Here is a 13,532-nt window from a genome sequence, read left to right as displayed (position 1 = left end):
TAACAGACTGTGACGGCGGGCACGACGCTTCGCCATCTTTACCTGGGCACGACAGGGCAACTCCGATTCGTGTCCACTGCCCGTGACGGGCTTCGGTGACGTGCGGAAAAGGCAGAAGGCCCCGGACCTTGCGATCCGGGGCCTTCTTCTTGTTGCGGGGGCAGGATTTGAACCTACGACCTCTGGGTTATGAGCCCAGCGAGCTACCGAGCTGCTCCACCCCGCGGCACAAGAGAAAACATTACCCACAGATGAACGAACCCGCAAATCCGGGCATACGGCCCGGGAGTGTCGCGAGAGAATAGCGCTGGTGAGCGGCAATATCGGCGATCTCGCCAGGGAATGCCCCGAAACGCTGGCGCACCGAGCCGACCGCAGCAGGAACGAGACTCTGGCGAAATTGCGGGCGCTGCGGACCGGCAATCCGATCCTCACGCGCCTGTTGCTGGCCTCGGCGTTCGACGCCGTTCGCTGAGCTCGAGACCGCCCAGCGAGTGCTCCGACTCACGCCCATCTGCGTCGCCGCAGTGAGCGCGGGCGTGGCGTGCGGGGTCGTGCGCAGCGTGGTAGTCCTCGTACTGTGGATCTCGGTGCCGGTGATCGCCCGGCACCGGGAGAGGGGGAGCGCTCGATGAGTCACGACACCGTCGGCATTGGCGTCGCGCAGTTCGCGCCGTCGGCCTCGCGAGAGGGCAACCTCGCTGACATCGCTGACCTCTCCCGTAGGGCCGCGGCGCGCGGGGCCGGTGTGGTCGTCTTCCCGGAGTACTCCAGCTACTTTGTGGACCCCTTTGACCCCTCCCTCGCGGAGAACGCCGAAGACCTCGACGGCCCGTTCGTGCAGGCGCTCACCACGGTGGCGGCGGAACTCGACATCGTTGTGGTCGCGGGGCTCGTCGAAAGAGCCGACGACGGCCGTCGCGTGCGGAACGCGGTCGTTGCGGTGGGTGCCGACGGCATCCGGTCGGTCTATCGAAAGCTGCACCTGTACGACGCCTTCGGCCAGCGTGAATCCGACTGGGTAGAACCGGGGGAGATCGTTCCGCCTCAGACGTTCGAGGTGCGTGGTCTGCGGTTTGGGTTGATGACCTGTTACGACCTGCGGTTCCCCGAGGTGTCTCGCACGTTGGCGGATGCGGGAGTCGACGTGGCTCTGGTTCCGGCGGAATGGGTCCGTGGTCCACTCAAGGAACACCACTGGAAGACGCTGCTGACCGCCAGGTCGATTGAGAACACCTTCTTCGTGGCGGCGGCCGATCACCCGCCGCCGCTCGGTGTGGGGCATTCGATGATTGTCGACCCGCAGGGCGTCACCGTGGCTCAGGTGGGCACGACGACCGATGTGGCAGTGGCGCATGTCGATCCGGCCGCAATTGCGCGTGTGAGGCGTGTGAACCCCGCTCTGGAGCTGCGGCGGTACCGGGTCACGCCGCGCTGATGAGCTCGAGGCGTCACGTCGTTGACGGTCGTCACCAGCCCGAGCCGTTGACTTCAATCCCGTCTGCTCGGTCGACCACGCGGAGCTGATGTGCAGGTCCAGAACACGGGCAGAACGTTGGTGTCATCGACGCCGTCTCGGAGTATTCGAAGCTCGCGCACGATGTCGATGAGCACCGCCCGCGCGTGACACGTTCCACGAACATCGCCAGCTTGCTGCGTCGCAGCCCGACGGCTGCGTGGCCGCAGGCTCGACACGATTCCATCGACGCGGACCTGGACGTCTCAGAGCTGACCACGGGCATGCGCTCTCTCTGCGGCGACGACGGACTCGTGAGACGGGTGGAGAAATAACACCCCGACGCCCTGGTGGAAACTGCCAGGCCGGATTGCGAAGGTGTAGCGAACCTCGACGGTCGGATTGTCGCGGAGCACCCGACGGATCACTTCTCTTACGCCCTCGGTCACACGGCCTCCAACTAACGCGGGTTCGTCACGGCGCACCGCTACATTTTCACGTGAGAGACCAGCGATGCGGGTTTGTTGACCATTTGACAATATTTCGTATTTTGCACGCAACAAACGTCACACCCTTGAGCGGAGTGGCGCTCGACGAGTGCGTGCCGCATCAGCTCGAACCGCGCGTCGCATTGCGTCGACGACGCTCGTGCGCGGTTCGAGAGTGCCGGGAGGTTCTCGCGGGTTTCGTGACAGCCCTCGTAGAGGTCGTCGAAGAGGCGTTCGCGGCGCCCCCGCGGCGCCCCCGCGGAAAGGGGGCGGCTTCCCTGGGTGGTCGACGTTTCTCCCAGACGGCGGGCGCTTCGAGCGGGGAAAGCGCGTTCTCGTCGATGCTCAGTGGTTGTCTGCGCGCCTCGGGCGCCTCAGTTGAACGTCATCCCCGCCAAACGCCCCGCCGCATCCTGCAGCACCTCCACCCGCTTGCACGCGGCGAACCGCACGAGTGTGGCGTAGTCGCGCCGATGCTCGGGCGTCACGAACGCGGTGAGCGGAATCCCGACCACCCCGGCGCGGGCGGGCAGCTCGCGGCAGAACGTATCTGCGTCGGTGGCGCCGAGCGGGGCGGCATCCACCACCGTGAAGTACGACCCCGCCGGGGTCGACACGTCGAAACCGGCGGCGCGCAGTCCGGTGCCCAGCAGGGCGGCCTTGGCGGCCATCTCCGAGGCGACCGAGGCGAAGAAGGCGTCGGGCAGGCGCAGGCCCAGAGCGATCGCCGGCTGGAAGGGGGAGCCGCCCACGTAGGTGAGGTACTGCTTGACGGCGAGCACGGCCGACACGAGGTCGGCGGGGCCGGTGACCCATCCGGTCTTCCAGCCCGTGAGCGAAAATGTCTTGCCGCCCGACGAGATCGACACCGTGCGCTCGAAAGCTCCGGGCAGGGTGGCGATCGGCACGTGCGGTCCGTCGAACACCAGGTGCTCGTACACCTCGTCGGTGACGATGATCGCGTCGTGCTGGTGGGCCAGGCGCACCACCTCGTCGAGCACCTCGCGCGAGAAGACCGTGCCGGTCGGGTTGTGCGGGTCGTTCACGAGGATGACGCGTGTGCGATCGGTGACGGCGGATGCCAGCTGCTCGAGGTCGGGCTGGAAGTCGGGCCACCGCAGGGGCACCGTCACCAGTTTCGCACCCGAGAGGGCCACGCAGGCCGCGTAAGAGTCGTAGTACGGCTCGAACACCACCACCTCGTCGTCGGGGGAGTCCACGAGCGCCAGCAGGGTCGCGGCGAGCGCCTCGGTCGCCCCGACCGTCACGAGCACCTCGCGCTGCGGGTCGAGCTCGATCCCGTAGAAGCGCTGTTGGTGCTCGGCGACGGCGGCGAGCAGGTCGGGAAATCCGCGCCCCGGCGCGTACTGGTTGATTCCCGACGAGATCGCCGAGCGGGCGGCATCCCGCACCGCTTCCGGCCCGTCCTCGTCGGGAAAGCCCTGGCCGAGGTTCAGGGCTCCGGTCGCGGTGGCGAGGGCGCTCATCTCGGCGAAGATCGTGGGAACCGACGAGCCGTCGGGCGCGAGCAGACCCGCGCCTCGAGCGGTGCGCTGCCAAGCGCCGGGGATGTGTCGCATGGATCCAGGATGCCGCACCCTCGTGCAGCGCAAGCGGGAATGCCACGCGGGTCTCTCCTGCTAGACCCATAGAGACGGCCCACGCCCGTCATAGGTGGTCCACAGGATCGGTGGTCATCGTAGAAGCACCTGGAACAAGGAGCACCCCATGAGCGACACCACGGACAACCGTCCCGACGGCAACGACAACAGCCACCTGAACACCTCGGCCGCGAACGGCGCCGTTTCCGCGTCGCCGCAGCCCGAGTCCACCACCCCCGCCGCGCCGCGCTACGACGTGCCGCCGGTTCCCACCCGCTCGCCGGCCTCGGCCGCCGCGGCCTGGCCGCCGCCCGCGGCGGGTGCCGCGGCCCACGCCGGAGCCGCGCCCCAGCAGCCCGGTTACGCCTCGGCCCCCTCGGGCGCCACCTCGCCGACCGGCCAGGCCTTCGGCCCCGCCGCGACCGACGCGCACCCCACGCTCGCGATGCCGTCCTCGGCATCCACCGCTCCCCGCAAGAAGGGTTCCGCGCCTCGGATCGCCGCCCTGCTGGTCGCGGCCGCCCTCGTCGGCGGTGGTGCGGGCCTCGGCGGCACCTACGCCGGCCTCACTCTCTGGGGCGGGTCGAACTCGTCCGTCGCCTCGGGACCGCAGGCCATCACGGTCAACAACCCCGACAGCGTGAACAACACCTCCGCGGTCGCCGCGAAGGTCGTCCCCAGCGTCGTGACCATCAGCGCCACGGCCGGGCAGTCGGGCGGCACCGGTTCGGGCGTCATCCTCAGCCAGGACGGCTACGTGCTCACCAACACGCACGTGGTCACCCTCGACGGCCAGAGCGGCAGCGCGAAGATCTCGGTCACCACCTCCGACGGCAAGGTCTACGCGGCCAAGGTCGTCGGCACCGACCCCACCTACGACCTCGCGGTCATCAAGCTCGACAACGCCTCGGGCCTGACCCCGATCGAGTGGGCCGACTCGTCGAAGCTCAACGTCGGCGACAACACCATCGCCGTCGGCGCCCCGCTCGACCTGCCGAACACGGTCACCACGGGTATCGTCAGCGCGCTGAACCGTTCGATCCAGGTCGCGTCCTCGGCCGCCCCGAGCGACGGATCCGACCAGCAGCAGCAGGAGCCCGGCCAGGAGAGCCCGTTCCGCTTCGACTTCGGTCAGGGTCAGCAGCAGCAGTCGACCAACCAGACCATCAAGATCGCGGTCATCCAGACCGACGCCGCCATCAACCCCGGCAACTCCGGTGGCGCGCTCGTCGACAACCAGGGCAAGCTGATCGGCATCAACGTCGCCATCGCGAGCGCCGGCGGATCCTCGTCGGGCGGACAGTCGGGCAACATCGGTGTCGGCTTCTCGATCCCCTCCGACATCGCCAAGCGCGTCTCGCAGGAGATCATCGACAACGGCTCCGCCTCGCACGGTCTGCTGGGCGCTTCGGTTCAGGATGCCGCCTCCATCCAGGGAGCGACCACGACCGGTGCCTACATCGCCGACGTCTCGAGCGGCGGCGCCGCACAGGCCGCAGGGCTCCAGAAGGGGGACGTGATCACCAAGTTCAACGGCATCCCGATCACGAACTCCATCGACCTGACCGCTCAGGTGCGCGCTCTCGCCGCCGGCAGCAAGGCCGAGGTCACCTACAACCGCGGAAGCCAGGAGAAGACGGCCGAGGTCACCCTGGGCTCCATGCCCACGAGCTGACCCGCTGACCAGAACGAAGAACGCCACCCCGCCCGATCAGGCGGGGTGGCGTTCTTCGTCGTGACGGGTCTCGTCAGCTCAGGGGCGCGAGTCGCCCGATCGCCGCGAGGGGGATGCCCACCCAGTCCGGACGGTTGCGCGTCTCGTAGATGGCCTCGTAGACGGCCTTGTCGAGCTCGAAGGCCTTCAGCAGCGGGTCGTCGTCGGTGCGGGGACGGCCGGTCGTGTCGGCGTACCCGTCGAGGAAGGCCTGCTGCGCCGCGATGACCCACGCGCGCACGGCAGCGCCGTCGTCATCGGCGACAGCACCCGAGACGTAGTCGAACGAGCGCAGCATGCCGGCGACATCGCGCACGGCGACATCGGGCTGCAGCCGCTCGGTGATCGGGCGGAGCGGCTCACCCTCGAAGTCGAGCAGCACCCAGCCGTTCGAGGGGGTGTCGAGCACCTGGCCGAGGTGCAGATCGCCGTGAACCCGCTGCAGGTCCGGCCACGGCGTCTCGAGAGCACGTTCGTAGACCCGGTGGATCTGCTCCGCGTACGGCGCCAGCTGGGGGACCTCCATGAGCGCGATGGCGAGGCGGCGCTCCCACGCGTTGTTCACCGACGATCGGTCGGCGGCGCTCGGCGCGAGCGTCGAGAAGCGCTCAGCCAGAGCCACGTGCATGCCCGCGACGCTCGCTCCGAGCGCGTAAGCGCGCTGCGAGAAGTCCTCGCCGGCCGCGGCGGCGTCGAGGGCGACCCGCCAGGCGTCTTCGACGCCCTCGAAGAACTCCTGCGCGAAGGCGAGCGAACCGCTTACCGGAATACCCTCGAGCGTCATCCAGACTCCGCGCACCTCGCCGATGGCTCCGGGCACGAAAGCGGCCCCGCCGGCCGCCAAGGCCGACTGGAGCTCGACGTCGGGATTGATCCCCGGGTTCACCTGTCGGAACAGTTTGCAGATGACGGGAACACCCGCCTCGTCGTCGTCGGGACGGTAGATGATCGAGGTGTTCGACTGCTCACCGCTCAGCACGCGAGCGGTGATCCGCGAGGCCAGCGGACGCCGGTCGGCCGCCCCGAGGGGAATGCCGCGGAACCCGTCCTCGTCCGTCCCCGCTTCGCCGCCCGCCGTGACCAGCGCGTACAGCGCATCGGTGAAGGCGGGGTCTGTCGTGGCATCCGTCCACACCCGTCCCTCATCGGCCGGACCGATCAGACTCCCCGGGGGGACCGAGCCCTCCGCCCTGCGCGCAACGGGCACCTGATAGACGATCGCCGGCTGCACGGCGTCGTCGCGAACCAACAGCAGGCGCGCATCGGCGTCATCGATCGGCCAGTCGGCCACCGGAGTCAGCAGCGGATCGCGGCCCTTCGTTCCGTACCAGCGCTGACGCGGCATCCAGACAGCGAGAAGTTCGAGGAGGTCGCCCATGCGGTGAGGCTAACGCGCCGACGCGTCATCGGCGCAGGTCTTGCGCACGCACCCGTGTCGATGAGAGAAGAGAAGACTCAGGATGCCGCCGCCTCGTCGTCACCGCTCGCCTCGAGCTCCGACGCGTCCGTGCGGCGTGTGCGACGGGGGAGGGCCTTTCGAGCGGCCGAGCCGGTGCGGCGCCCCGCTCCCACGAGGGCCCCGCCTGCGCGGCGCACCCCGGCGAACGCGGTGCGCTCGAGACGCTCCGCACCCGGCTGGGGCTCGAGATCGGCGGGCAGCGCGCGCGGGGGAGCGCCGAAGGCACGGCGGGCGTTGACGAGCACGCGGCGGCCCAGCAGGTGGTTGCCCGCCCCACCCACCACGGCGCCGACGCCGAAGGGGAGGGCTTTGCCGATCCACGAGGCGCCGCCGCGCGTGGCGAACTGGCGCACGAACGTCGTCTTGAGGCGGTCGACGAGAGGACCGATCATCGCGCGCGGCAGCGTCTTCGTCACCATCTCACCCCAGTAGGTGGAGCGGGACACTCCGCGGCCAGCGGCCTGAGACGCCAGTTGCGAGACGAGGTCGATGCCTTCTTTACCCAGCATGAGGGCCAGGACCAGCGCGCGACCGCGGTCGGGGTCTTCGACGACGACGCCGTGCACCTCGGCGACCGACTGGGCGTAGAGCGCGGTCGCCTCGAGGAAGCCGACCGTCTCGACGCCGCTCAGGGCCAGCGTGACGCCCGTGCCGATCCCGGGCACGACGGCGGTGGCGCCCACGGCGGCTCCGCCGGTGGTGACGGCCGCGAGATAGCGGCGCTCGAGGATCTTCAGGATGTCGTCGACGGTGGCATCCGGATGCCGCAGACGAATGCTGCGCAGGTGCGCGAGCACGACGGGGCGCTGGACCGACAGCACACGATCGAGCATGCGGATGGTGCGCGGGTGCTCCTCCGAGCCCACCGGGGGGAGACCGCCCTTCCAGGGGGCATCGTCGGGCAGGGTGTGGATGCGGTGCACCTTCTCAGCCATGCCTCCATCCTCACCCGTTCGGCGAGCCGGGCGGGGGTGCTTGACGGCAGGGTGCGGACGCCGACTCCCGGGCGCGGGGTTGCGCGAGGCGCCGGAGCGGTCTCCCGAGGTCGCAGAAGCGCCGTGCGTCGGCGCCTCACGCGAGGGGGCGAGCGTGCGGCGTGCGGATGCGCGCCCGGGGTGCCGGAGAGGACGGCCGTCGTTCGGATGAGATGTCTCGCGCGGGTCCACCGTCCCCCTGTTGTCTGTGAGTGTGTGCGGCACGCGACCAGGCGTCGGTCGGTGTCGGAGGGGGTTGGTAGTTTGGTGTGATGACAGCGTCGCTGCCGGTGCCCCCCGAAAAGTCCTCCGCAGATACCGAGGGCGCGTCGGCGAGCGCCGAAGCCTCGGCGTCGCCTCCGCCCACGCCCCGCACGCCGCGGGCGACCACGCCCCGCGCACCGCGCCGATCGACCGCGGCGACCGCGAGCGGCGCAGAGGAAGTCGACTCGGCCGAGGCGCCGAAGCCGGCTCCCAAGCCGCGCGCTCCGCGAACGACCGCCGCCCGCGCTGCCTCGGGCTCGGGGACGACAGCCCGCACACCCGCGGCGAAGAAGCCCGCTGCGCCGAAGAAACCGGCCGCGCCCCGCGCCACGGCGGCATCCAAGGCTGCGGGGTCGACGGCTGCGAAGCCGGCGGCCGCGAAGCCCGCTGCGCCCAAGAAACCCGCGACTCCCCGGAAGCCCGCGGCTCCACGCCAGACGGCGGCCGCGAAGGCGGCGGCGGCGAAGGCCGAGGCGGCGAAGGCCGAGACGCCGGCCGTCGAGACGCCGCAGGCTGCGGCCATCGCGGGTGCGCCGAGCGCCGGCATCCCGCCTCTGCTGCCCGACGACATCGTCGTGCCGCCGCGCCCGCCTCTGCCCGTGGCGGACGGGTCGGAAGAGGGCGGTCACGAAAAGACCGCGGATGAGCCTCCGGTCGCTGCGGACGGCATCGACGCGCGGGTTGACCTCGAGCCCGAGACGCCCGCTGCTCCGTCTGGGGCGGATGCCACGTCGGGTGAGGCCTCCGCCGAGGAGCTGCCCGCGTCCGCGGCTTCTGCTGCGCAGACCGTGGGCGATCCGACTCCCGCCGACGTCGCGGTCGAGCAACCGGCGACCCGCACGCCAGAGGAGCCGGAGCAGGACGAGTCGTCGACTTCGCTCGCCGTGTCGCCCCCGGTCGAGGTCGTCACCGAGACCCCTCTCGAGCATGACGTTCCCGCCGGCACCGGCCCCGCCGACCCCTCGCCCTCCGTCATCGACGGCGAGAGCGAGACCGAAGACCCGACTCCCGCTGACGTGCGCGTCGACGAGATCGCACCCGAATCCGCGGAGTCCGAGTCCGAGTCCGTCGATGCTCCTGCGTCGCCCGACATGCCCGAGACCGCCGTTTTCGAGGCGACTCCGGCCGCCGAGAACGAAGAGACCACCGTGGTCGACGCGGCCACGGCCGATCTCGCGCCCCCCATTGAGCCGGACGAGTCCGCCACCCCGGTCGACGGCGCCCTCGTGCCCGCCGTGGTCGGGGCGGAAGCCGCCGCCGACGTGCACACGGCATCCGACGACGAAACCGCCGTCCCGGCGTTGGCCCTGCGCACGATCACGAAGAGCTTCGGCGAGCTGCGCGCCGTCGATGCGATCGACCTCACCGTGCCCGCGGGCGCGTTCTACGGGCTCGTCGGCCCGAACGGCGCCGGCAAGACCACGACCCTGTCGATCATTGCGGGGCTCCTGCGTCCCGATCGCGGCACCGTGACGATCAACGGCGTCGACGCGGCCACGCGTGCGCGCGAAGCCAAGAAGCTCATCGGCGTGCTGCCCGACCGGCTGCGCACCTTCGACCGGCTCACCGGCCGTCAGCTGTTGTCGTACTACGGGGCGCTGCGCGGACTCCCGGCGGCGCTCGTCGAGAGCCGCACCGCCGACCTCGCCCGGGCCTTCGACCTCGTCGAGGCGCTGTCGCGACCGGTCTCGGACTACTCGGCCGGTATGACCAAGAAGGTCATGCTCGCGGGCGCCATGATCCACTCCCCGCGTCTGCTCGTGCTCGACGAGCCGTTCGAGGCCGTCGACCCCGTGTCGAGCGGCGTGATCCTCGACATCCTGAGCACCTACGTCGAGCACGGGGGCACCGTCATCCTCTCGAGCCACGGCATGGAACTCGTCGAGCGCGTCTGCTCCCGCGTGGCCGTCATCGTGTCGGGGCAGGTGCTCGCCGAGGGCACCGTCGACGAGGTGCGCGGCGAAGGAACGCTCGAGGAGCGCTTCCGGGAGCTGTCCGGTGGGCTCGGCGACGTGGAGGGCCTCGAGTGGTTGCACACGTTCTCCGCCTGAGACTCGCGATGATGCTCGGCGCCCTCCGGGGCGACCGGCGCGAAGTCCTCCGGCGCGCCATCGGCATCGTCATCCTGATCGCCGCCACCGTCGTGGCTGCCCGCAGCGCGGCCGGTCTCGCGGATGCCAGCCCCCTCACCACGGCCGTCGTCACCGTCCTCGCGGGATCGGCGGTGACCCTCGGCTTCGCGGTCGGTCCTCCCGTGACCGCCTCGATCGACCCCCTCGACCCGCGACGTTTCGCCGTCGTCGGTCCCGAGCCCCGGCCCCTGGCCGCAGCGCTGCTCCTCGCCGGATTCCTCAGCGTGCCGGTGCTGGTGGTTCTCGTTCTCGGGGTCAGCCTGGCCATCGCGTGGGGCGCGCACGGCGCCTCGGCCTGGGCGAGCGTGGCATCCGTCGTCCTGGGCCTCGCCACCTGCGTGCTGTTCGCTCGCGTGAGCATGGCGCTCGGCACCCTCGTGCAGCGGCCTCGACAGTCGCGCGAACTCGTCGGCGTGTACCTGATCGCGGTGCTCGTCGTCGTCGTGCCGGTGGGTGTCTTCCTCGGTTCGCTCGAGTGGCGGGGTGTCGTGCCCTCGCAGCTCGCCTCGGCCGCCGAGGTGCTCGCGTGGACGCCGATCGGCGCCGCATGGGGCATCGCCCTGGCTCCCTCGGCCGGAGCGGCCGTCGGCAGCTTCGTCGTGGCGCTGGCCACCGTCGTCCTGCTGGCACTCGCCTGGTTCGTGCTCGTCGACGTCCTGCTGACCACCACCCGCCGACCGGTCGCCGTGCGCGAGCGGGGAGGCCTCGGGTGGTTCGCCATCCTTCCCGGCACGCCCGGGGGAGCGGTCGCCGCCCGCAGCCTCTCGTACTGGCTGCGCGACCGCCGCTACCTCGTCAACGTCATCATCGTGCCGATCGCCGCCGTCGTCTCGACGGTGCCGCTGCTCGTCGCGGGCGTCCCGTTCGAGCTCGCCGTGCTGCTGCCGGTGCCGATCATGGCGCTGTTCTTCGGGTGGCTGCCGCACAACGACCTCGCCTACGACTCCACCGCCCTCTGGATGCACATCGCCAGCGGCATGCGCGGCGCTCCCGACCGCATCGGGCGTCTCGTGCCCGTGCTGCTCATCGGCATCCCGATCCTCGCCGTCACGCTGCCGCTCGCCGTCGTGGCCCACGGGCGCTGGGCGATCTTCCCCGCCATGGTCGGCGTGTGCGCGGCACTGTTCCTCGCCGGTCTGGGCCTGTCGAGCATCTCGTCGGTCGTGGCGCCGTACGCGGTCTCGCGGCCGGGCGACAGCCCCTTCCAACAGCCGCAGCGCACGGGCTCTGGCGGCGTCGTGGCCCAGGGCCTCGTGATGGTCGGCGCGATCGCCGCGGCGTCGCCCGCCGCGTGGCTGACCTGGCAGGCGATCAACGGCGAGACCGTCGACACGATTCTCGCCCTGTGGGTCGGCGTCGGTGCGGGAGCGATCGTGCTCGTGGCCGGTGTCGCCATCGGCGCGGCGCTGTTCGAGCGCCGCGGAACGCGCCTCATGGAGTTCGCAGAAGCGACCTGACCTCGGTCCCGGCCGACCGTTCGGGGCTGACCGCGGCTACACTGGCTCTCCATGAGCACGCCTCTCGACAGTCCCGACAGCGGGGGTCTCGCGACCCTGGATCGTGAGCTCGAAGAGCTCATCCGCGAAGAGAACATCGAGCCTGGTGACCACGAGCGCTTCTCGCATTACGTGAAGAAGGACAAGATCCTCGAGTCCGCCCTCAGCGGCAAGCCGGTTCGGGCCCTATGCGGCAAGAAGTGGACGCCCGGGCGCGACCCCGAGAAGTTCCCGGTCTGCCCGCAGTGCAAAGAGATCTACGAGTCCCTCATCAACTGAGGTTCCTGGCTCCCACGTGAGGGGCCGAGAGACGTCACGCCGGCTTGCGCTCGGCGACGTCCGTCGGCCCCTCACGTGTCCGTGCGACGGACGACGCAGCGCGCGGGCCAGCCGTGCGTCGCTAGACCGCCTCGCGATACTCCGTCGGCAGCGCGGGGTCGGCCTTGCTCAACGCGAGCGCGCGAACGGGGAGCTCCTCGCGGACGCGCGAATGGTGCGCCCGAGCAGCCTGCACGCCGGCTGAGCCGAGAGCGCCGGCATCCGCCTCGCCGTTCTGCATGAGCATCGCCTGCAGGGCGCGGGCGTCGGGGTGCTCCGCCGCCGTCGAGAGCTCTTCGAACCCATCGCTGACGACGACGAGCTCCGAGGTCGCCGTGCCCGAGTCCACCGTGCGGAAGGCGGCCTTGCGCCCGCCGTGGGAGGCCTTCTGCGCGGATGCCTTGGCCACGCCCACCCACGAACCGTCGGCGGCCTCGCGCGCCACGAGCTTGAAGACGAGCCCCGCGGTCGGCACACCCGACCCGGTGGCGACCGAGGTGCCCACGCCGTACGAGTCGACGGGGGAGGCCGCCAGAGCCGCGAGCGCGTACTCGTCGAGGTCGCTCGTTACGGTGATACGCGTGTTCACAGCGCCCAGCTCGTCGAGGAGCGCGCGCACCTCGCCCGCGACAATCGGCAGGTCACCCGAGTCGATGCGCACCCCGCCCAGATCGGTGCCGGCGACGCGGACGGCCGTCTTCACGCCCTCGGTGATGTCGTAGGTGTCGATGAGCAGGGTCGTACCCGCGCCGAGCGCGTCGACCTGAGAGCGGAACGCGTCCTCTTCGCTGTCGTGCAGCAGCGTCCACGCGTGAGCAGCCGTGCCCATGGTCGGCACGCCCCAGCGACGGCCGGCCTCGAGATTGCTGGTCGCCGAGAAGCCGGCGATGTACGCCGCGCGGGCGGCCGCGACAGCGGCCTCCTCGCTCGCGCGACGCGAACCCATCTCGGCGAGCGGCCGGTCACCCGCGGCCACGCTCATGCGGGCGGCCGCGGTGGCGACGGCGGAGTCGTAGTTCAGGATGCTGAGCGCGAGCGTCTCGAGCAGCACGGCCTCGGCGAATGTCCCCTCGATCGTGAGCAGGGGAGAGCCGGGGAAGTAGACCTCGCCCTCGCGGTATCCCGTCACCGAGCCCGTGAACCGGTAATCGGCCAGGAAGTCGAGGGTCGTGGCATCCACCACCCGGTTGTCGCGAAGGTAACGCAGCTCGTCGTCGCCGAATCGGAAGTCCCGGATCGCTTCGAGCAGACGCCCCGTCCCCGCGACCACGCCGAACCGGCGCCCACCCGACAGGCGTCGGCCGAACACCTCGAACACGCAACGGCGCGAGGCCGTGCCGTCGCGGAGCGCCGCGTCGAGCATCGTGAGTTCGTAACGGTCGGTGTGCAGGGCGGTGCTGCGGCTCATGGCGCCAGCATATTGCGGCCCCGTGGCCGTGCCCGCGCGGACCCCCGCGCTTGACAGTCGCCGCCCGGCGTACCGAAATCCTGAACTCTCGGGACGGATGCGAGCCATGGATGCCGTGGCACCGCGAGCCGTCGGATTTTCTCAGGAGTTTCGCACGCCCCGCGTCCCCGGCCACCCGCGTCCCCGGCCACCCGCGCGCCGCACCCGCGTCCCCGGCCACCC

General features: G+C 70.7%; 10 protein-coding genes and 1 tRNA gene. 6 read left to right on the top strand and 5 right to left on the bottom strand.

All coding sequences use genetic code 11. The features are described 5' to 3' along the window. Positions 1–152: 152 nt before the first annotated feature. Positions 153–226 (bottom strand) — tRNA-Met (locus NE358_RS09780). A gap of 84 nt (positions 227–310) precedes the next feature. On the opposite strand from NE358_RS09780, the gene NE358_RS09775 reads away from it, so the two are divergent. After that, complete coding sequence (locus tag NE358_RS09775) at positions 311–475, top strand: hypothetical protein (RefSeq protein ID WP_289938035.1); 165 nt, start codon at positions 311–313, stop codon at positions 473–475. Positions 476–631: 156 nt separating this feature from the next. Next, on the top strand, positions 632–1,438 hold the full coding sequence (locus NE358_RS09770) for a carbon-nitrogen hydrolase family protein (protein ID WP_289942606.1): 807 nt from the start codon (positions 632–634) through the stop codon (positions 1,436–1,438). 880 nt (positions 1,439–2,318) lie between these two features. Here the strand turns inward: NE358_RS09770 and NE358_RS09765 are convergent. Continuing rightward, positions 2,319–3,524, bottom strand: coding sequence for an aminotransferase class I/II-fold pyridoxal phosphate-dependent enzyme (locus NE358_RS09765; RefSeq protein ID WP_289938034.1), 1,206 nt, complete (start codon positions 3,522–3,524; stop codon positions 2,319–2,321). Between the two features lie 148 nt (positions 3,525–3,672). Between NE358_RS09765 and NE358_RS09760 the strand changes: the two genes are divergently transcribed. After that, on the top strand, positions 3,673–5,220 hold the full coding sequence (locus tag NE358_RS09760) for a S1C family serine protease (protein ID WP_289938032.1): 1,548 nt from the start codon (positions 3,673–3,675) through the stop codon (positions 5,218–5,220). A gap of 73 nt (positions 5,221–5,293) precedes the next feature. On the opposite strand, the gene NE358_RS09755 is transcribed toward NE358_RS09760, so the two are convergent. Continuing rightward, positions 5,294–6,637 (bottom strand): maltokinase N-terminal cap-like domain-containing protein, encoded by a 1,344-nt coding sequence (locus NE358_RS09755; RefSeq protein ID WP_289938030.1) that lies wholly within the window; start codon positions 6,635–6,637, stop codon positions 5,294–5,296. 77 nt (positions 6,638–6,714) lie between these two features. Continuing rightward, entirely contained in the window at positions 6,715–7,653 is a 939-nt protein-coding gene (locus NE358_RS09750) for a hypothetical protein (protein ID WP_103208722.1), read from the bottom strand. 329 nt (positions 7,654–7,982) lie between these two features. On the opposite strand from NE358_RS09750, the gene NE358_RS09745 reads away from it, so the two are divergent. Genes NE358_RS09745 through NE358_RS09735 form a run of 3 tightly spaced genes read left to right on the top strand, consistent with a single transcriptional unit; the run spans position 7,983 to position 11,863 of the window. Continuing rightward, complete coding sequence (locus NE358_RS09745; RefSeq protein WP_289938029.1) at positions 7,983–10,007, top strand: ABC transporter ATP-binding protein; 2,025 nt, start codon at positions 7,983–7,985, stop codon at positions 10,005–10,007. Between the two features lie 11 nt (positions 10,008–10,018). Next, positions 10,019–11,545: a hypothetical protein gene (locus NE358_RS09740; RefSeq protein WP_289938028.1), complete on the top strand. Its 1,527-nt coding sequence runs from the start codon at positions 10,019–10,021 to the stop codon at positions 11,543–11,545. Positions 11,546–11,596: 51 nt separating this feature from the next. Continuing rightward, positions 11,597–11,863 (top strand): DUF3039 domain-containing protein, encoded by a 267-nt coding sequence (locus NE358_RS09735; protein WP_056230575.1) that lies wholly within the window; start codon positions 11,597–11,599, stop codon positions 11,861–11,863. A 121-nt stretch (positions 11,864–11,984) separates the two neighbouring features. Here NE358_RS09735 and NE358_RS09730 read toward each other — a convergent pair whose 3' ends face one another. After that, positions 11,985–13,310, bottom strand: a complete 1,326-nt coding sequence (locus tag NE358_RS09730; RefSeq protein WP_289938025.1) for a nicotinate phosphoribosyltransferase — start codon at positions 13,308–13,310, stop codon at positions 11,985–11,987. Positions 13,311–13,532: the final 222 nt, after the last annotated feature.

Source organism: Sphingomonas sp. G5 (assembly GCF_052660795.1).
The sequence above is the reverse complement of the archived record's forward strand: the minus strand, read 5'-3'. Positions and strand labels throughout refer to the sequence as shown.